The 20143-nt window shown below is 67.0% G+C and carries 16 protein-coding genes and 1 riboswitch; of the genes, 10 read left to right on the plus strand and 6 right to left on the minus strand.

Annotated elements, in window-relative coordinates; translation table 11 throughout:
* Positions 1-110: 110 nt before the first annotated feature.
* Positions 111-2624 (minus strand): ribonucleoside-diphosphate reductase subunit alpha, encoded by a 2514-nt coding sequence (locus KK141_RS13485; RefSeq protein ID WP_214570017.1) that lies wholly within the window; start codon positions 2622-2624, stop codon positions 111-113.
* Between the two features lie 152 nt (positions 2625-2776).
* A riboswitch (cobalamin riboswitch) is annotated at positions 2777-3001 on the minus strand.
* A gap of 126 nt (positions 3002-3127) precedes the next feature.
* Positions 3128-3508: a peptidase C13 gene (locus KK141_RS13490; protein ID WP_214570016.1), complete on the minus strand. Its 381-nt coding sequence runs from the start codon at positions 3506-3508 to the stop codon at positions 3128-3130.
* A gap of 67 nt (positions 3509-3575) precedes the next feature.
* Here KK141_RS13490 and KK141_RS13495 point away from each other — a divergent pair, with 67 nt between their 5' ends.
* On the plus strand, positions 3576-4433 hold the full coding sequence (locus KK141_RS13495) for an alpha/beta hydrolase (RefSeq protein WP_214570015.1): 858 nt from the start codon (positions 3576-3578) through the stop codon (positions 4431-4433).
* 22 nt (positions 4434-4455) lie between these two features.
* Here KK141_RS13495 and KK141_RS13500 read toward each other — a convergent pair whose 3' ends face one another.
* Entirely contained in the window at positions 4456-5781 is a 1326-nt protein-coding gene (locus tag KK141_RS13500; protein ID WP_214570130.1) for an amidohydrolase, read from the minus strand.
* Positions 5782-6046: 265 nt separating this feature from the next.
* Here KK141_RS13500 and KK141_RS13505 point away from each other — a divergent pair, with 265 nt between their 5' ends.
* Entirely contained in the window at positions 6047-6919 is an 873-nt protein-coding gene (locus tag KK141_RS13505; RefSeq protein WP_214570014.1) for a serine protease, read from the plus strand.
* A gap of 160 nt (positions 6920-7079) precedes the next feature.
* Here KK141_RS13505 and zapE read toward each other — a convergent pair whose 3' ends face one another.
* On the minus strand, positions 7080-8195 hold the full coding sequence (gene zapE, locus KK141_RS13510) for a cell division protein ZapE (protein WP_214570013.1): 1116 nt from the start codon (positions 8193-8195) through the stop codon (positions 7080-7082).
* Between the two features lie 23 nt (positions 8196-8218).
* Positions 8219-8911: an alpha/beta fold hydrolase gene (locus KK141_RS13515; RefSeq protein WP_214570012.1), complete on the minus strand. Its 693-nt coding sequence runs from the start codon at positions 8909-8911 to the stop codon at positions 8219-8221.
* 57 nt (positions 8912-8968) lie between these two features.
* Here KK141_RS13515 and KK141_RS13520 point away from each other — a divergent pair, with 57 nt between their 5' ends.
* From KK141_RS13520 to KK141_RS13530, 3 genes are read left to right on the plus strand one after another with little or no spacing between them, the layout of a single operon-like run.
* On the plus strand, positions 8969-9574 hold the full coding sequence (locus KK141_RS13520) for an ACP phosphodiesterase (protein ID WP_214570011.1): 606 nt from the start codon (positions 8969-8971) through the stop codon (positions 9572-9574).
* Positions 9575-9623: 49 nt separating this feature from the next.
* Positions 9624-9899 carry a YlcI/YnfO family protein gene (locus KK141_RS13525; RefSeq protein ID WP_214570010.1) on the plus strand — a complete coding sequence of 92 codons (276 nt, stop codon included), beginning with the start codon at positions 9624-9626 and terminating at the stop codon, positions 9897-9899.
* Entirely contained in the window at positions 9896-10192 is a 297-nt protein-coding gene (locus KK141_RS13530) for a type II toxin-antitoxin system RelE/ParE family toxin (protein ID WP_214570009.1), read from the plus strand. Before KK141_RS13525 ends, KK141_RS13530 begins: the two co-directional genes overlap by 4 nt.
* A 132-nt stretch (positions 10193-10324) precedes the next feature.
* Here the strand turns inward: KK141_RS13530 and KK141_RS13535 are convergent, their stop codons facing one another.
* Positions 10325-10846: a c-type cytochrome gene (locus tag KK141_RS13535; protein WP_214570008.1), complete on the minus strand. Its 522-nt coding sequence runs from the start codon at positions 10844-10846 to the stop codon at positions 10325-10327.
* Positions 10847-11214: 368 nt separating this feature from the next.
* Between KK141_RS13535 and KK141_RS13540 the strand changes: the two genes are divergently transcribed.
* The 5 genes from KK141_RS13540 to KK141_RS13560 all read left to right on the plus strand — a co-directional run bounded on the left by KK141_RS13540 (position 11215) and on the right by KK141_RS13560 (position 20081).
* Positions 11215-12477 carry an efflux RND transporter periplasmic adaptor subunit gene (locus KK141_RS13540; protein ID WP_214570007.1) on the plus strand — a complete coding sequence of 421 codons (1263 nt, stop codon included), beginning with the start codon at positions 11215-11217 and terminating at the stop codon, positions 12475-12477.
* 105 nt (positions 12478-12582) lie between these two features.
* Complete coding sequence (locus KK141_RS13545; RefSeq protein WP_214570006.1) at positions 12583-15813, plus strand: efflux RND transporter permease subunit; 3231 nt, start codon at positions 12583-12585, stop codon at positions 15811-15813.
* A 217-nt stretch (positions 15814-16030) separates the two neighbouring features.
* On the plus strand, positions 16031-19162 hold the full coding sequence (locus KK141_RS13550) for an efflux RND transporter permease subunit (RefSeq protein ID WP_214570005.1): 3132 nt from the start codon (positions 16031-16033) through the stop codon (positions 19160-19162).
* A 107-nt stretch (positions 19163-19269) separates the two neighbouring features.
* On the plus strand, positions 19270-19563 hold the full coding sequence (locus tag KK141_RS13555) for a LysM peptidoglycan-binding domain-containing protein (protein WP_167254982.1): 294 nt from the start codon (positions 19270-19272) through the stop codon (positions 19561-19563).
* Between the two features lie 14 nt (positions 19564-19577).
* Positions 19578-20081 (plus strand): hypothetical protein, encoded by a 504-nt coding sequence (locus KK141_RS13560; RefSeq protein ID WP_214570004.1) that lies wholly within the window; start codon positions 19578-19580, stop codon positions 20079-20081.
* The last annotated feature ends 62 nt before the right edge of the window (positions 20082-20143 follow it).

A 20143-nucleotide genomic window follows, 5' to 3' on the forward strand; every position in this document is an offset into this window, starting at 1 on the left:
GGGAGAAGGTGCCGGCAGGCGGATGAGGGTGCGGGCGCAGTGATGAGCATCACTGCGCCCGCACCCTCATCCCAGCCCCTCTCTCGATGCGAGAGGGGCTACGCATGTACTTACTGGCAGGCCTCGCAGTACTCGGGGTTTTCCAGCGAGCAGAACACCGCGGCGTTCGCCTGTTCCTGCTCGGCTTCCGGCGCCGGCTTCGCTGCCGGTGCGGTGGCGGATACCGTGGTCTTGGCGATCTTGGTCGCCGGCCTCGAACGCAGGTAATACGTGGTCTTGATGCCGGACTTCCACGCGTACATGTACATGGAGCTCAGCTGCCCGATGTTCGGGTTCTCCATGAACAGGTTCAGCGACTGGCTCTGGTCGATGTACGCACCGCGCGCGGCGCCCAGGTCGATCAGGGCCTTCTGCGGCAGCTCCCATACCGTGCGGTAGATCTGGCGCAGGCGCTCGGGGATGTTGGCGATGCCCTGGATCGAGCCTTCGGCCAGCTTGATGGCGTCGCGGACTTCCGGCGTCCACAGGCCCAGCGTCTTGAGCTCTTCGACCAGGTAGCGGTTCACCACCAGGAAGTCGCCGGACAGCGTCTCGCGCTTGAACAGGTTGCTCACCTGCGGCTCGATGCACTCGTAGCAGCCGGAGATCGAGGCGATGGTGGCGGTCGGCGCGATCGCGATCAGCAGCGAGTTGCGCAGGCCATGTTCCTGCACGCTCGCACGCAGCGATTCCCAGCGCGGGGCATCGTTTGGCCTGGCCTGCGGCCAGTAGTCGAACTGCAGCTCGCCGTTGGCGGCGCGGCTTTCGGCGAAGCCCGGATGTGCGCCGTGCTCGCGCGCCAGCTCGTTGGACATGGTCAGCGCGTGGAAGTAGATCTCCTCGGCGATGCGCGTGGACAGCGCCAGCGCGTCGGCCGAATCGAACGGCAGGCGCAGCTTGAAGAACACGTCCTGCAGGCCCATCACGCCCAGGCCCACCGGGCGCCACTTCTGGTTGGCGGTGCGCGCGGTGTCGATCGGATAGAAGTTCAGGTCGATCACGCGGTCCAGCTGGCGCACCGCGGTGCGCACGGTGGCGGCGAGCTTGTCGAAGTCGAACACGCCATCGACCACGTGGCGCGCCAGGTTCACCGAACCCAGGTTGCACACCGCGGTCTCGCCCGCGTTGGTCACCTCGAGGATCTCAGTGCACAGGTTGGACAGGTGGATGACGTTCTCGGCCTTGGCCGTCTGGTTGCTGGTGGCGTTGCTGCGGTCCTTGAAGGTCATCCAGCCGTTGCCGGTCTGGGCCAGGGTGCGCAGCATGCGCGCGTACAGCTCGCGCGCCTTCACCTTCTTCACCGCGATGCCGGCGGCTTCCGCTTCGCGGTAGGCGCGCTCGAAGGTCTCGCCCCAGCTGTCGACGAAGTGCGGCACGATCTTCGGATCGAACAGCGACCAGTCGCCGTCGCTCTCCACGCGGCGCATGAATTCGTCGGGAATCCAGTTGGCCAGGTTGAGGTTGTGCGTGCGGCGCGCCTCGTCGCCGGTGTTGTCGCGCAGCTCGAGGAATTCCTCGATGTCGGCGTGCCACGGCTCCAGGTACACGCAGGCCGCGCCCTTGCGCTTGCCGCCCTGGTTCACCGCGGCGACCGAGGCGTCCAGCGTCTTCAGCCACGGCACCAGGCCGTTGGAATGGCCGTTGGTGCCGCGGATCAGCGAACCGCGCGAACGCACGCGCGAGTAGGCCAGGCCGATGCCGCCGGCGAACTTGCTGAGCTTCGCGACGTCGCCGTATTTCTCGTAGATCGACTCCAGCGAGTCGGTCGGCGAGTCGAGCAGGAAGCAGGAGCTGAGCTGCTCGTGCGCGGTGCCGGCGTTGAACAGGGTGGGCGAGCTGGCCATGTATTCCAGCGAGGACAGCAGGCGGTACAACTCCAGCGTCTCGCCGATCTCGCTGCCGCCCAGCGCGCAGGCGATGCGCATGAAGAAGTACTGCGGCGTCTCGATCACCTTGCGCAGCTGCGGGTGGCGCAGCAGGTAGCGGTCGTACACGGTGCGCAGGCCGAAGTATTCGAAGCGGCGCGTGGCCAGCGGATCGATGGCGTCGTTGAGCTTGCGCGCATTGGCGGCGACGAAGTCGCGCAGGCGCGCGTTGAGGATGCCCAGCTCCGCGCCGCGCGCGATCGACTGGGAGAAGCTCTGGATTTCCTGGCCGCTCACTTCCTTGTCGACGTAGGCGCCGAGCAGGCGCGCGGCGAGTTGGCCGTATTCCGGTTCCTCGGCGGTGAGCGCCGCGGCGGTGCGGATCGACAGCTCGTCCAGCTCGCGCGTGGTGGCGCCGTCGTACAGGCCGCCGATCGTCTTCAGCGCCACGCGCAGCGGATCGACCGCATGCAGGCCTTCGCCGCTGCGGGTCACCGCGCGCACGATCTTGTTGACGTCGACGATCTCCTGGCTGCCGTTGCGCTTGGTCACGCGCATCTGGCCGGGGTTGTGCGGCGGGGTGAGGGCGAAGGGGGTCTCCGCCACGGCTTCCATGCGAACGGGCTCCGGCGCGGCGGCAGCTGCGTCGGCGGCAGGGAAGGCGGATGCGTCCGCGCGGTCGTCGGTGCGCTCGCGCGAGTCGGTGTCGATAGGTTGCATGGCATCGCTCCAGGCCAAAGGCTTCAACGACCTGCTCCCGCGCGCAGGGCTGAGACGAAGGCGGTGTAGGCGGGGACGGCCGTGCGGCGGAGCCCGGGGCTCCGCGCCACGACGCGCTTCCCCGCGGAAGCCGCCATCACTCACCGCGGCCCTGAAGGCCACGATGTGCCGGCAGGTCTTCGGACTCGCAGACATGGATCGTTCGCTGGCGACCGATCCGACCTACTCGCCCCCGCTTCCCAGCCCTCGAGGACCAGTGCGATGGGAGCTTTCGTTTCCGCTTACCGCTGCGGGGCAGTTCCGGATTTGCACCGGATTCCCTATTAAGCCAATCCGACCGTGGGTCTGAGAAAGGCACCGACGGGGCACAACATATAGGGGTGGGGTGGGGCGGGTCAACCCAATCCGTTGTGCATATATCGGTGGATAAGTGGGGTAATTCAAGGCCTGGCGCGGCCTGGCGGCCATGCGAAAAAACTTGGCGATCGGTTCTGCCCGGGCGCTCAGGGCGCGATGCTGAAATCCACTTCGATCGGATACGGCGCCGGGCTGGCCGGCGGGGCCGGCAGCTTCCAGCTGGCGAAGCGGCTGAGCAGGCAGGTGGCTACGTCGGTGGGGGCGCGGACTTCGACCCGGCCCAGGCTGCCGTCGGCGTGCACGTCGGCGACCAGCACGAAAGGGGACTTGTCGGGCTTGGGCAGGGAGGCGATGCAGCTCTTGAGCACGTCGGTGGTGCGGTCGCCGATCGCGGCCCACATCTTCTTCTGGTAGTCCGGCCCGTCCTTGGCGCCCTCGGTCAACTTGGCCTGCTGCACCCGCGTTGAGAAATCGTCCGCCGGCATGCCGGGTGCGGACAGCAGGGCGAGGAAGAGCAGGCTGGTCATGGCGGGGCTCCGTGCAGGAAAGGCCACCACGTTACCGCAGTGCAAGCCATCGAAGGGGAGGGGAAGCATGTCGACGTCGCCGAAGATCGTGGCCGCGCTGCTGGCGCTGGCCGTCACCGCGCAGGCCTGGGCCGCGGAACGCATCGAAGTGCCACGTTCCGATGGAGCGAGCACGCCGCTGATGGTGTACGAACCGGCCTCGGCGAAGACCTGCCCGCCCCTGCTGCTGGTGTCGCACGGCGCAGGCGGCAGCGAGCAGGGCCTGCGCTATGTGGGCGAGGCCTTGAGCGCCGACGGTTGGCGCGTGGTGGTGATGGGGCATCGCGAAAGCGGCCTGCCGGTGCTGAAGCAGGACTTGCGCAGCGATGGCTTCAAGGGCGGCATCACCGCCCTGGTCACCGATGCGCCGGCTTATCGCGCGCGCTTTCTCGACATCGATGCGGCGCTGGCGTGGTCCGAACAGCGCTGCCATGCGCCATTCAAGGCGCTGCTCGGCCATTCGATGGGCGCGATCACGGTGATGCTGGAAGCCGGCGCGCACAACAAGCTGGGACTGGCGCCGAAGGGTGTCTTCGACGCCTATGTGGCCTTGTCGCCGGAAGGGCCGGGACCGGTGTTTCCCGAAGGCGCATGGGCACCGATCGCTGCACCCACGCTGCTGGTCACCGGCACGCGGGACCAGGGGCTGGGCGGCGACTACCGCTGGCGCATGCAGGCTTTCGATGGACTCGGGCCGGGCTGCCGCTGGCTGGCCGTGGTGGATGGTGCCACCCATATGAACTTCGGTGGCGGACAGTTCGCCGCAGGGGCCCAGAAGAGTACGACGACGCTGGTGTCGGCTTATCTGGATGCGTTGCGCTCCGGCCGCTGCGGTACGCCACCGGCCTTGGCGGGCGTGTCGGTTCGCCAGAAGCCGGACGAGTAGCGGGTTTCCCGTTGCGGCCTGCTCAGCCTGCGGCTTGCTCCGAGTGCGCCGCTTCGGTGGCCGGGGCCTGCAGATAGTCCAGCGTCGCCTGCAGCATCGAGGTCATGCCTACCTTCAGTGCGCCCTCGTCCATGAAGAACCGCGGGGAGTGATTGGCTGGCGCCTTCGCCGCATCCTGGCCGGCTGGCGTGGCGCCGACGAAGAAGTACACGCCCGGCACCTCTTTGGCGAAGTAGGCGAAATCTTCCGAAGGCATGGCGGGCGGCGCCTCGATCACATGTTCGCTGCCGATCGCCTTGCCGAGGCTGGCGCGCACGCGAGCCGTCAGCGCTGCGTCGTTGACCGTCACCGGTACGCTGTCGCCCATCGGAATCTGCGTCTGCACCGTGGCGCCGTTCGCGGCGGCCACGTGCTGGGCGATGCCGCGCAGGCCGTCGATGGCCTGCTGGCGCATGGCGGGATCGAAGCTGCGCAGGGTTCCCTGCAGTTCCACTTTGTCCGGCACGATGTTGTGGCGCGCGCCGCCCTCGACGATGCCGAAACTGAGCACGGCCGGCAGCATGCCGATATCCAGCCGGCGGCTGACGATGGTCTGCGCCTGCTCGACGATCTGCGCCGCGGTGACGATGGGGTCGACGCCGTTCCACGGCATGGCGCCGTGCGTCTGGCGTCCATGGACCACCAGCTTGAAGCCATCCGCCCCGGACAGCGCCGGCCCCGGCCGCAGCGCCACCGTGCCGACGTTGAGCGTGCTGATCACATGCATGGCGAATACGGCATCCGGTGCGAAGTCGCGGAAGACGCCTTCTTTCAGCATGAGCGCGGCGCCGCCCTGTTCGCCTGCCGGCGCCCCTTCCTCGGCCGGCTGGAAGACGAACATCACCTCGCCCGGCAGCTCCTGCTTCATGCCGGCGAGCACGGTGGCCACGCCAAGCAGCATGGCGGTATGTGCGTCGTGGCCGCAGGCGTGCATTACGCCGGTGGACTTGCCGCGGTATTCGCCCAGCGCTTTTGAGGCAAACGGCAGACCGGTTTCTTCGGTGACCGGCAGCGCGTCCATGTCGGCGCGGATCGCCAGCCTCGGCCCGGGCTTGCTGCCTTTGAGAATGCCCACCACGCCGTGGTGCGCGATGCCGGTATGCACGTCCAGGCCGAGCTTCTTCAGCTGCGCGGCAACCAGTGCGGCAGTGCGCGTCTCGCGGTTGCTCAGTTCGGGATGCTGGTGGATGTCGTGGCGCCATGCGACGACCTGGGGCAGTTCGCCCTGAATGTTTTGCGCCACATCGGTGGCATGGACAGGTACGGTCGATGCGACGGCAAGGGACAGCATGAGCAAGGCGCTGCGCATCATGAGCATTCTCCGGCGTGGATGTCCGCTGCGTAGCGTATGCGCAGCGCTGCATCGGTGGAGGCTTTGAGGGAAGCAATTGGGAGTATTCCGGATATGCGGTGTGTTGCGCGCCGCGAAGCTGACATGTCGGGGACAACTTTCGTATTTCTGCGATATCTGAAAAGCGCGACTGAGCGTCTACTCGTAGTCGCGTAAGCGCCGGCGCCCTGCACGCTTATCGCCATGCAGTTGCTAATCCTCTTCCATGAACCGGAGAAGTTCCATGCAAATGCGTTCGAGAAAGAAGACGGTCGCCAGGATCGTGGCGTGGATGGCGGGCATGCTCGCAGTCACCGCCGCGAGTTTCGCTTTCGCCACGCCGCGGGCATCCGTGGAAAACGACCCACGCATCGATGCGCGCATCATCGGCGGCAATGAAGTGTCCAGGGGAAAGTACCCGTTCATGGCTTCGTTGCAATTCGACGGACAGCATTTCTGCGGGGGATCGCTTTATCGTCGGAATGTGGTGATTACCGCTGCCCACTGTGTCGACGATGTAACCGACGACAACGCGGAAGAGCACACGGTTACCATCGGGCAAACCCTGCTTTCGGACGACATCGGGGCACAGCGGCGAGGCATCCGGGCGGTGGCGATCAGTACGATTCCAGACTCCGATCTGGCCCTGGTATTTCTCGACAGGGCTGTCAGCGGCGTCGTTCCGGTCAGCTTGCCCACGCTGGGCAGCGACGCCTTGTATCGGCCTGGCCAGATGGCAACGGTCATGGGGTGGGGCAACACCGACGCGGACCTGCCGTTCTTCCCGAACCGGCTTCGGGAAGTGGATGTGCCCGTCCTTGCATCGGAGGAGTGCGCAGCCAGCTATGAGGAAGGCAAGCTGAGCACTTATTTTTGCGCAGGCGTCCGAGGCAAGGATTCGTGCCAGGGAGATAGCGGCGGCCCGGTCATTCGCAGCATCGGTGGCCGCGTTTACCAGATCGGTGTCGTCTCGTTCGGCGAAGGATGTGCGGAGCAGGGGGCGCCCGGGGTGTACGTCAATCTCAGCTCGGGCGATTTGTGGAGCAGCCTGCGGTTTACCTGGATCCAGTCGACCGGTGACGAACGGCGACATGTCGCCGGATCAAACCGACGCTGAGCCTCGTTTGCCATGCTGTTCGTGGCGGAATGACGATAAAGCCATGGCTCTGGCGGCCATGTGGACCGATGGTGCGGCGGTAGACGCGAGCAAGGCCATCGGCCTGAGGAAGCATGGCCGCCAGAGCGAACAGTCATGCCGCAGAGCCGCCATCGGCCGGTCAGGGCAGATGCGGCGACGCCAGGTACTCCTCGCTCTGCATCTCGATCAACCTCGACTCCGTGCGCCCGAACTCCGCACGCAGCCGCTCGCCGTCGTACAGCTCGGTGATCGGCGCTGCAGCAGAAAGGATCAGCTTCACATGGCGGTCGTAGAACTCATCCACCAGCAGCACGAAGCGCCGCGCGGCGTCCTCGCTGTAGATGCTGAACTGCGGCACGTTGGAAACGATCACCGCAGGTCCCGCCTTGGCGATGGCGATGTAGTCGGCCACGGCACGCGGGCCTTCGCACAGCGCGTCGAAGTCGAACCACAGGATGTTTTCGGCACGCTTGCGCACAGGGATGGCGCGGTCGTTGACGACGATGTCGCCGCCTTCCGTCGCCTCGCCCTGCGCCTGGGTGCTGAAGATGCGCGCCAGCGAGCGCTCCGCCTCGGCACTGGGCGGGGTGAAGTACACCGGCGCCTGGGTCAGCGCGCGCAGGCGCCAGTCGCGCGAGGAGATCATCTCCACCACGTGGCACTGCTGTTCCAGCAGGGCGATCGCGGGCAGGAAGCGTGCACGCTGCAGGCCGTCCTTGTAGAGATTCTTCGGCTGGGTGTTGGAGGTGGTGATGAGGCTCACGCCGCGGGCGAACAGCGCCTCCAGCAGGGTGCCCAGTATCATCGCGTCGCCGATGTCGTTGACCAGGAACTCATCCAGGCACAGCACGCGGCAACGCGCGGCAATGCCCTCGGCCACTTCCGGCAGCGGATCCTGGCGGTTGCCCAGCTCGCGCAGGCGCTCGTGCACTTCGCCCATGAAGCGGTGGTAGTGCCGGCGCAGCGCAATGCCTTGCGGCAGGCTGGCCACGAACAGGTCCATCAGAAAGGTCTTGCCGCGGCCCACGCTGCCCCACAGATACAGGCCCGGCACGGCTTCGCGCGGCTCGCCGCCGAGCAGCGACTTCAGCCGTCCGAACAGGCCGCCGTTCTCTTCGCGCGCGGCGGTGAGCACCGCATGCATGCGGTCGAACTCGGGCAGCACCGCGAGCTGGGCCGGGTCGCTTTCCCAGCGGTGCGCGGCGACGCCTTCTTGGTAGCGCGCGCTCGGCGCGATCGAGGGTGTTTCGCTCATGGGAGAAATCGCGGAAGGGCGCGTCAGCCGCGCGGGGGCGGCAGCCAGTCCTGCACCACGTGCTTGATCGCACCGCGCAGGTCCATCAGGCGGCGGTGGAAGAAATGCCCGGTGTCGGGCATGCGCACCAGCTCGGGCTTCTTGTGCAGGCTGTCGATCCAGTCGAACACGGCCTGCGGGTCGACCACTTCATCGGTCTCGCCCATCACCACCAGCCAGGGACAGGACGGCAGCGGAATGGCGTCGAACTCGTAATGGCGGCGCGCGACCGGCGGCGCGATGCTGATGAGCGCGTCGGCATCCAGCTCGACCGCGCTGCGCAGGGTCACGTAGCTGCCGAACGAGAAACCGGCCAGCCACAGCGCGTCGCCGGGGCGCCGCGTGCGCACCCAGCGCACCACGGCGGCCAGGTCGTCGCGTTCGCCGTTGCCGTAGTCGTGCTGCCCTTCGGATTCGCCGGTGCCGCGGAAGTTGAAGCGCACCGTGTCCAGCCCGCGCTCGCGCAGGCTGCGCTCCACCATGGTCACCACCTTGTTGTGCATGGTGCCCCCTTCTACGGGGTTGGGGTGGCAGATCACGGCCACGCCGCGGCGTGCGTCCGCGGGCTCGGCAACATTGCTGATCGTTTCGAGCTTGCCGGCCGGGCCGCTCAGCGCGAAGCTGGCTTCTTCACCGGGGAACTGATCCGGATCGTTGGGGAAGGCGATGGGAGTCATGCGCAGAATGATAACCGCCGGGCCGGTCCGCCGCCCGCTCGTGCGGAAAGCTCGGGCATGAACCATCTTGCGCATGCCCTGCTGGCGGGCGATGACGACCAGCTGCGCCTGGGCGGCATGCTGGGCGACTTCGTGCATGGGACGCCCGACCCGCAACGGTTTCCGGCGCGGGTGATCGACGGCATCCGCCTGCACCGCGCCATCGACGTGTATACCGATGCCCATCCGGAAGTGGCGGACGCACGGCGCCTGCTGCCCTCGCCGTACCGCCGCTTCGGCGGGATCCTGCTGGACATGTGGTTCGACCATGAGCTGGCGCGGGATTTCGCGCGCTGGAGCGACCAGCCGCTGGATGCGTATTCCGCAGGGCTGCGCGCCCTGCTGCACCGGCACCACAGCCTGCTGCCAGACGGACTGAAGCGCTTCCTTATTTACATGGAAGCCCACGATCTCCCCGCCGGCTATGCCGAACGCGCCGAGATCGAGCGCGCGCTGCACGGTGTGTCCGCACGCCTGAGCCGGGCCAACCCGGTGGGCGAGGCGATGCCCGTACTGGTGGAGCTGGAACCGCAGCTCCGCGAGCGCTTCGAGGCCTTCTTCCCGCAGCTGCGGGCCTTTGCGGCGGACTGGATCGCCGATGGGGAAGTCTCCGAATTGCGCTGAAAAGGCTGTGCTAAGCTGCATAGCAATTGCTATACATGGCGCTCCTTCCATGAAGACTGCGGTCATTCCTCCCTTGCGCGTCGACCCCGAATTCCGCGAACAGGTGCTGGGCGTGCTCCGCCAGGGCGAAAGCCTGTCGGCCTTCACCGAAGCTTCCCTGCGTGCCGAGATCCACCGGCGCACGGCGCAGCGCGAGTTCATCGAGCGCGGGCGGGCGTCCGCGGAGAAGGCGCAGCGCAGTGGCCGTTATGTCGAGGCCGACGACATGCTGGGCCAGCTCGCTGCCCGGCTCGGGGCAGCGCCGCGGCGCGAGGGCGATGAGTGACTTATCGCGTCCGCTTCACGGAAGAAGCCCGCGAAGACCTGCTGCGCTGCTTCGACGCCCTGCTCGGCCGCGACCGCAGCGCGGCCGAGCGCGCGCTTGCCGCTGTCGCCAAGGCGACCGAGCTGCTCAAGGATTTTCCCTACGCCTGCCGCAAGGCGGATGAATCCGACCCGTTCCTGCGCGAGCTGCTGATCGGCTTCGGCGAGGCGGGCTATGTGGCGCTGTTCGAGATCCACGGGAGCGAGGTGCACGTGCTCGCGGTGAGGCATCAGCATGAGGATGACTATTATTGAGACGAAAGAGCTGATGTGGCGTCGCCGCGAGCCCCGGCCCCGCATCCCAACCTTCTCCCCGGCGGGGAGAAGGGGCGAACGAAAAACGCCGCCCTATGGGCGGCGTTTTGCTTTGATCGGATTGAAGCTGGCTTACTTCGCCTGATCCACAATCCAATGCACGGCGTTCTTCACCTGTTCGTCGGTGAGCGCCGGGTTGCCGCCCTTGGCCGGCATGAAGTTGCCGTCCGGGCCGTGGTAGCCCTCGATGGCGTGCTTGACCAGGGTGTCCAGGCCTTCGGCGATGCGCGGACCCCAGGCGCCCTTGTCGCCCAGCTTCGGCGCACCGGCCACGCCAGCGGTGTGGCAGCTGTGGCAGAGGTTGTCGTAGATGGTCTTGCCGTCGGTGCTGCCGCCGTAGGCGACCTGCGAGGCGGCGGCCTTGGCGGCGGCATCCGCCGCGGCCTGCATGGCGGCGCGGCCGGTGTCGCCGGCGTAGACGGCGCCCGCCGGAGCGATGCGCTCGGCGACCTTCTTGGCCGCGTCCGGATTGATTTCCTTGGGTTCGGCGTCGTAGATCATCCACGCGCCGCCGATCAGCAGCAGCGTCAGCACACCCAGGCCAGCGATCAGCAACGAGAAGCTGCGCATGAAGCTCTGGTCGGATTTGGTCATGGAACCGCTCACGCAATACTCCCGTTTTCGGTGGGCGAACCATCGGGCCTGGCCGGACCGCGGGTTCAGGCAATGAAGTCCCGGATTATAGACGAACGGACCGGCCTGTCTTCCAGCCATGGCACCATGGGCGGCGAGGGAACCGGATGCGGGCCGGTCCGGTCCCTCATGCCGACACCGGACGGACATCGTCGGACCGCATAGTGGCGCGGCTCATCCCTGCCATCGGTCATGCGCCCCCCCTGTCAACTGGCATTGTCCCTTTTCGTTGAACTGCCCCTATCCTTTCGCCGTCGTATCAAAACAGGCGCGCAGCCGCGCGCGGCGGGGTCGGGTAGGGGCCCGCCTATCATCCAGGAGCTTTTTTCATGTCGCGTTTTTGGAAGATCGCGCTGATCGTGATCGCCGTGATCATCGTCGGAGGAGTCGGTTTCCGTCTGCTGCACAAGCCGGGCGAAGGCCAGGGTGGACAGGCGGCCGGCAACGGCCAGGGCGGCCCGGGCAAGGGCGGCGAAGGCAAGGACAAGGAAGCCCCGGTGCCGGTGACGGTCGAGCCGGTGGTCAAGCGTGACGTGCCGGTTTACCTGACCGCGCTGGGCACCGTGCAGGCGCTCAACACCGTGACGATCAATCCGCAGGTGTCCGGCCAGCTGATGAGCCTGAAGTTCAAGGAAGGCCAGGAAGTGAAGCAGGGCGACGTGCTCGCCGAGATCGACCCGCGCACCTTCCAGGCCAATTACCAGCAGGCCGTGGGCAAGAAGGCGCAGGACGAGGCGCTGCTCGCCACCGCGCGCGCCAACCTGGCGCGCAGCCAGAACCTGGCGCCGCAGGGCTATATCTCCAAGCAGGACCTGGACACCCAGCGCAACCAGGTATCGCAGTACCAGGCCGCGGTCGAGGCCGACGTGGCGGCGATCGCCAGCGCGCAGGTGCAGCTGGGCTTCACCAAGGTGATCTCGCCGATCGACGGCGTCACCGGCATCCGCGGTGTCGACCCGGGCAACCTGGTCACCACCACCAGCACCATCGTCACCATCACCCAGCTGCATCCGATCTACGTGATGTTCACGCTGCCGGAGCAGAACCTGGAGATGGTGCGCAACGCCGTGCGCGACAGCAGCGCGCCGCTCGCGGTGACCGCGCTGGACCGCGTCGACGCGCATCCGATCGCCGAAGGCGGCGAGCTGAAGGTGATCGACAACCAGATCGACACCACCACCGGCACCTTCCGCCTGCGCTCGCAGTTCGCCAACGAGAAGAACGACTTGTGGCCCGGCCAGTTCGTCAACGTGCGGCTGCAGGTGCGCACCGTGGCCGGCGGCCTGGTGATCCCCTCGCAGGCGGTGCAGCGCGGTCCGGACGGCGATTACGTCTATCAGATGCAGGCCGACAACACGGTCAAGATGCAGCCGGTGAAGGTTGCCGGTGAAGTCGGCGACAGCCACGTGATGATCGGCACGGGCCTGAAGGAAGGCGACCAGGTGGTCACCGAAGGCCAGTTCCGCCTGAAGCCGGGCAGCAAGGTGAAGGGGCTCAAGCCGGGCGAAGTGCCGGCCGCGCCCACCGCCGAAGAGCTGCAGCAGCAGGGCAAGAAGGGTCAGCGCAACGGCGGCGGCCGCCGCGGCGGCTAAGCCACACCGGCCGGGCGCGCGCTTGCAGCGCGACGCCCGGCGCCACGCGCGGCGTATAGACGCGCCGCGCCTTGAAGTCCACAACGGACGGCCATCCAGGTAACCATGGGATTCTCGACGCTCTTCATCCGCCGGCCGATCGCCACCTCGCTGCTGATGGTGGCGGTGATGCTGCTCGGCATCCTGGGCTATCGCCAGCTGCCGGTCTCCGCGCTGCCTGAAATCGACGCGCCCAGCCTGGTGGTCACCACCCAGTATCCGGGCGCCAGCGCGTCCACCATGGCGGCGCTGATCACCACGCCGCTGGAACGCAACTTTGGCCAGATCTCCGGCCTGGCGATGATGACTTCGGACTCCTCCGCGGGCCTGTCGACCATCGTGCTGCAGTTCGCCATGGACCGCGACATCGACATCGCCGCGCAGGATGTGCAGGCCGCGATCAACCAGGCCAAGGGCACGCTGCCGAACAACCTGCCGTATCCGCCGGTGTACAACCGCGTGAATCCGGCCGATGCGCCGATCCTCACGCTGAAGCTCACCTCCGACACGCTGCCGCTGCGCAATATCAACGACATCGCCGACTCGATCCTGGCGCAGAAGCTGTCGCAGGTGCAGGGCGTGGGCCTGGTCTCGATCGCCGGCAACGTGCGTCCGGCCGTGCGCATCCAGGTCAACCCGGCGCAGCTGTCCAACCTCGGCCTGACGATGGAGGACGTGCGCAGCGCGCTCACCCAGGCCAACGTGAATGCGCCCAAGGGCACGCTCAACGGCAAGACGCAGAGCTACAGCATCGGCACCAACGACCAGCTGATCGACGCGGCCGAATACAAGAACACCATCATCAGCTACAAGAACGGCGCACCGGTGCGCCTGTCCGACGTGGCGCGCGTGATCGACGGCGTCGAGAACGACCAGCTCGCGGCCTGGGCCAACGGCAAGCCGGCGGTGCTGCTGGACGTGCGCCGCCAGCCCGGCGCCAACATCGTGCAGACGGTGGAGCACATCCGCGGGATCATGCCGGAGCTGCGCAGCGTGCTGCCGGCCGACGTGCACCTGGACGTGTTCGCCGACCGTACCGTGACCATCCGCGCCTCGGTGGAGGACGTGCAGTTCACGCTGATCCTCACCGTGTTCCTGGTGGTGGCGGTGATCTTCGTGTTCCTGCGCCGCCTGTGGGCCACCATCATCCCGTCGGTGGCGGTGCCGCTGTCGCTGATGGGCACCTTCGGCGTGATGGCCTTCGCCGGCATGTCGCTGGACAACCTCTCGCTGATGGCGCTCACCGTGGCCACCGGCTTCGTGGTGGACGACGCGATCGTGATGATCGAGAACATCGTCCGCTACATCGAGCAGGGCAAGAGCGGCAAGGAGGCGGCCGAGATCGGCGCCAAGGAAATCGGCTTCACCGTGCTGTCGCTGACCGTGTCGCTGATCGCGGTGTTCCTGCCGCTGCTGCTGATGCCCGGCGTCACCGGCCGCCTGTTCCACGAATTCGCCTGGGTGCTGACCATCGCGGTCGCCATCTCGATGCTGGTGTCGCTGACCCTGACGCCGATGATGTGCGCCTACCTGCTCAAGCCCGACGCGCTGCCGGAAGGCGACGACGCGCACGAGCGCCATGCCGCCGCCGGCAAGCGCACGGTCGACCTGTACGACCGCACCCTGGGCTGGGTGCTGGACCACCAGCGCTTCACCATGTTCGTGGCGCTGGTCACCGTGGTGGTCACCGTGTTCCTGTACGTGGTGATTCCGAAGGGCCTGCTGCCCGAGCAGGACACCGGCCTGATCACCGGCGTGGTGCAGGCCGACCAGAACGTGGCCTTCCCGCAGATGGAGCAGCGCACCCAGGCCGTGGCCGAGGCGCTGCGCAAGGACCCGGCCGTGAGCGGCGTGGCGGCCTTTATCGGTGCCGGCTCGATCAACCCCACGCTCAACCAGGGCCAGCTCAGCATCGTGCTGAAGGACCGCGGCGACCGCGGCGGCCTGGACGACATCCTGCCGCGCCTGCAGAAGACCGTGGCCGGTATCCCCGGCGTGGCGCTGTACCTGAAGCCCGTACAGGACGTGACCCTGGACAGCCGCGTGGCCGCCACCGAGTACCAGTACTCGATGTCTGCGGTGAACTCGGCGGAACTGGCCGGCTATGCCAACCAGATGACCCAGGCCATGCGCCAGCGTCCGGAACTCTCGGACGTGGACAACAACCTGGCCGACAGCGGCAACGCGCTCAAGCTCACCATCGACCGCGAAAAGGCCAGCCGCCTGGGCGTGCCGGTGCAGACCATCGACGACACGCTGTACGACTCGTTCGGCCAGCGCCAGATCTCGACCATCTTCACCCAGCTCAACCAGTACCGCGTGGTGATGGAAGTCGCGCCGGAATTCCGCACCAGCCAGGACCTGCTCAACAAGCTCACCGTGCGCGGCAACGGCAACGGCGCGCTCACCGGCAGCAACGCCACCACCTTCGGCCAGGTGGCGTCGAGCAACTCGGCCACGCCGGCGGGTATCGGCAATACCGGCAACGTCGGCTTCCAGGTCGGCGCCGGCGGCACCATTCCGATCGCTTCGCTGGCCAATGCCCAAGTGACCAGCGCGCCGCTGGTGGTCAGCCACCAGCAGCAGCTGCCGGCGGTGACGCTGTCGTTCAACGTGGCGCAGGGCTATTCGCTGTCCGACGCGGTCAAGGCGATCCACGAGATCGAACAGCAGCAGAATTTCCCGCCGCAGGTGCGCGGCCAGTTCATCGGCAAGGCGGCGGAGTTCTCCTCCTCGCTGGGCGACGAAGTGCTGCTGCTGCTCGCCGCGATCGTGGTCATCTACATCGTGCTGGGCGTGCTGTACGAGAGCTACATCCACCCGCTGACCATCATCTCCACCCTGCCGCCGGCCGGCGTGGGCGCGCTGCTGGCGCTGATCCTGTGCGGCATGAGCCTGTCGGTGGACGGCATCGTTGGCATCGTGCTGCTGATCGGCATCGTGAAGAAGAACGCGATCATGATGATCGACTTCGCCATCGAGGCGCAGCGCACCGGCATGAGTCCGCCCGAAGCGATCCGCCGCGCCTGCCTGCTGCGCTTCCGTCCGATCATGATGACCACCGCGGCGGCCATGCTCGGCGCCCTGCCGCTGGCGCTGGGCAACGGCATCGGCGCGGAACTGCGCCGCCCGCTGGGCGTGTCGATCGTCGGCGGCCTGCTGCTGTCGCAGCTGGTCACGCTGTACACCACGCCGGTGATCTACCTGTACATGGAGCGTTTCTCCGACTGGCTCCGGGTGCGCCGCGAACGCCGCGCGCTCGAACGCGCGGCCACCGGCGGAAGCGCGGCGGCGTGAGGCCGCCAGGGCCGGATAAACGACGCGGTGACGCGACCAAGGGGTGGAGCCGGAAGGCTCCGCCCCTTTCGGCGTCCTGGGCCCGGCGATCCGCACCAGTGCCAGAAGGCCCCGGCCCGCATGTTCAACCGATACCCGGCCGGTGCGTTCAGTTCATGAAACCCCGCTTCGCCCGACGCCCACGCCGCGCCGGCCATTCCCCCGCTACGCTTACCGCATGAACATCTCCGGCCCGTTCATCCGCCGTCCCATCGGCACTTCGCTGCTCGCCATCGGCGTGTTCGTGCTCGGCGTGATCTGTTATTCGCTGCTGGGCGTAGCCGCCCTGCCGGATATCCAGTTCCCGGTGATCTTCGTGCAGGCCGCGCAGTCCGGCGCGGACGCCAGCAATATGGCCTCCACCGTGGCCGCGCCGCTGGAGCGCCATCTCGGCCAGGTGCCGGGCATCGACACCATGCGTTCGCGCAGCTCCGAAGGCAGCGCTTCGGTGTTCCTGATGTTCCAGAGCGGGCGCAACCTGGATTCGGCCGCGCGCGACGTGCAGGCGGCGATCAATGCCGCCCAGCCGGACCTGCCCACCGGCCTCACCAGCCAGCCGAGCTACCAGAAGGCCAACCCGAACGACGATCCGATCATCGCCTTCGCGCTCACCTCGGACACGCAATCGGCCGCCGCGCTCTACAACGTGGCCGACTCGCTGCTGGCCCAGCGCCTGCGCCAGCTCGAAGGCGTGTCCTCGGTGGATATCGCCGGCGCGGCGACGCCGGCCATCCGCGTCGACCTCAACCTGCGCGCGGTCAATGCGATGGGCCTGTCGCCCGACCAGATCCGCAATGCGCTGATCGCCGCCAACGTCACCTCGCCGCAGGGCTTCCTGGACAACGGCCAGACCCTGATGGCGATCACCGCCAACGACAACCTGCACACGGCCGAGGAATTCGCCGACCTGGTGATCGCCACGCGCAACGGCACGCCGGTGCGGCTGTCGGACGTGGCCAAGGTCTATTCCGGCCAGCAGGACGCCTTCCAGGCCGCCTGGTACCAGGGCAAGCCGGCGGTGCTGATGTACGTGTACAAGAAGTCGGATGCCAACGTGATCGCCACCGTCGACGCGGTGCGTGCGCTGATCCCGACCCTGCGCTCGTTCCTGTCGCCCGGCACCAAGCTGATGCCGTACTTCGACGGCACGCCGACCATCCGCGCCTCGCTGCACGAGGTGCAGGCGACCCTGCTGATCAGCCTGGCCATGGTGGTGCTGACCATGGCGCTGTTCCTGCGCCGCCTCGCGCCCACCCTGATCGCCGCGGTGGCGGTGCCGCTGTCGCTGGCTGGCGCCTTCGTGTGCATGTATTTGATGGGCTACACGCTCAACAACCTCACCTTGCTGGCGCTGGTGATCGCGATCGGCTTCGTGGTGGACGACGCGATCGTGGTGATCGAGAACATCATCCGGCACATGGACGAAGGCCTGTCGCGCTTCGAGGCCACCTTGCTGGGTGCGCGCGAGATCGGCTTCACCATCGTCTCGATCACCGCCTCGCTGGTGGCCGTGTTCATTCCGCTGCTGTTCGCCAGCGGGTTCACCGGCCTGTTCATGCACGAGTTCACGCTGACCCTGGTGGCGGCCATCGTGATGTCGATGCTGGTGTCGCTGACCTTGACGCCCTCGCTGTGCGGCCGCTTCCTGCGTGCGCACGACGACAAGAAGCGCAAGGAGCCATCGCGCCTCGACCGCGCCCTGGACAAGTTCCACGAAGGCATGCTGGCGATCTACACCACGGCGCTGAATTTCTCGCTGCGCCACACCTTGCTGTTCGCGCTGACGCCGCTGGCGCTGATCGTCGCCACCGTGTTCCTGGCCGGCTCGGTGCGCACTGGCTTGTTCCCGCAGCAGGACACCGGCCTGATCTGGGGCCGTTCCACGTCCAGTGCCACGGTGTCCTTCGGCGAGACCATCAAGCGGCAGGAGCGCATCACCGCGATGCTGCAAGGCGACCCGGCGGTGAAGTCGGTGAGTTCGCGCCTGGGCACCAGCCGTACCGGCACCAGCGGCTCCTTCAGCATCGAGCTGAAGACCCGCGCCGAAGGCCGCCGTGAAACCACCTTCCAGGTGCTGGACCGCCTCAGCGCGAAGGCGGCCAAGTTCCCCGACCTCAACCTGCGCCTGCGCCCGCTGCAGGACTTGCCCAGCGGCGGCTTCGGCGGCAGCGGGCAGGGCGCGCAGTATCAGATTTCGCTGCAGGGCAACGATATCGACGAGCTGCAGGAGTGGCTGCCCAAGCTGGTCAATGAGCTGAAGAAGAATCCCAAGCTGAAGGACGTGGGCTCGGATATCGACGATGCCGGCCTGCGCCAGAACATCGTGGTCGACCGCGACAAGGCCGCGCGCCTGGGCGTGGGCATCGGCACCATCGACAGCGCGCTGTATAACGCTTTCGGCCAGCGCCAGATCTCCACCATCTACTCGGACATCAACCAGTACAAGGTGGTGCTCAACGCGCTGCCGAACGAGACGGCCACGCCGGAAGCGATCAATCGCCTGTACGTGGCCAATACCAAGGGCGAGATGGTGCCGCTCACCGCCTTCGCGCGGCAGCAGCCGGGCGTGGCGCCGTCCACCATCTCGCACGAGAACCAGTATTCAACGATGGACCTGAGCTTCAACCTCGCCCCCGGCGTAAGCATGGGCGAGGCGATGCAGATCGTGCAGGCCACCGTCACCAATATGCGCATGCCGGGCGACATCCGCCTCAACGTGGGCGGCGATTTCCGCCGCTTCCAGCAGTCGCAGGGCGGCATGCTGCTGTTGCTGCTGGCGGCGGTAGTCACCGTGTACATCGTGCTGGGCATGCTCTACGAGAGCCTGATCCATCCGGTGACCATTCTCTCCACGCTGCCGGCGGCGGGCATGGGTGCGCTGCTGGCGCTGTGGCTGACCGATACGGAGCTGTCGATCGTCGCGCAGATCGCCCTGGTGCTCTTGATCGGCATCGTGAAAAAGAACGCGATCATGATGATCGACTTCGCCCTGGTGGCGCAGCGCGAGCACGGCAAGTCGCCGCTGGAAGCGGCGCGCGAAGCCTGCGTGGTGCGTTTCCGCCCGATCATGATGACCACCATGGTGGCGATCCTCGCCGCGCTGCCGATCGCCATCGGCCTGGGCGAAGGCTCGGAGCTGCGCCGGCCGCTGGGTATCGCGCTGATCGGCGGCCTGATCATTTCGCAGAGCCTGACCCTGCTCAGCACGCCTGCGCTGTATGTGATCTTCACCTGCCTGGCCGATCGCTGGAAGGCGGCGCGCGCACGTCGGCGGGAGCGCTCGCGGCAGGCCGTGGTGCGGGCCTCCTGAGGCCCGCGCCCTTGCCGGTGAGCTGAATCAAGCCGGCTCGACAATAACGGCGCGTTAACCCCCAACTCGGAACACTGCCCGCTCCTTTCGGGAAGGAGGAGTGTTCGATGGGCAATGAAACAGGAAAACCCGATTTCTCCAACGTGCAAAGCGATGTCCAGTCGACGGCGCCCGACGCGCCCAAGGCGGACTTCAGCAACGTGGAGAGCAAGGTCGTTTCGACCGCGCCGGATGGAGACCAGACCTATACGGTCGTCGCCGGCGACAACCTTTCGAAGATCGCCAAGCATTTCTACGGCAACGCCGACTGGAAACGCATCTTCGACGCCAACCGCGACCAGCTGAGCAATCCTGACCTGATCAAGCCGGGCCAGGTGCTGAAGATCCCCGCCAAGGACTGAGAGAGGAGACACGCATGAAGATCACCGCCAATAAGATCAGCAAGACCCCATACCTGATCGCCTTCGCGCTCGCCGCCACCCTGAGCCTGGCCGCCTGCGGCAAGAAAGAAGACGCTGCCACGCCGACCGCCGCAGCCGCGGCCACCGCCGCGCAGCCGGCCACGCCGCCCGCGGCCGCCCCGGCGCCCGCGCCGGCCGTGAGCCTGGCCTCGATCGACCTGGGCAGCGCCGTCGGCGCCGACCAGAAGGTCACCACCGCCACTACCACCTTCACGCCGAAGGACAGCATCTACGCCGCCGTGAGCACCAGCGGCAGCGGCAATGCCACCATCGCGGTGAAGTGGACCTACCAGGACGGCCAGACGGTGAAGGAAGACAGCAAGACCATCGCTCCCACCGGCCCGGCCACCACTTCGTTCGAGATCAGCAAGCCGGACGGCTGGCCGGCCGGCAACTACAAGGTGGATGTCACCTTGAACGGGCAGCCGGCGGGGACCAAGGATTTCTCGGTGAAGTAACCGAGCTCGCCATGCAATCGTCACGAAGGGCGCGGGAGACCGCGCCCTTCGTCGTTTCAGAC

The organism is Dyella sp. LX-66 (assembly GCF_018599165.1).
Classification (GTDB): domain Bacteria; phylum Pseudomonadota; class Gammaproteobacteria; order Xanthomonadales; family Rhodanobacteraceae; genus Dyella_D; species Dyella_D marensis.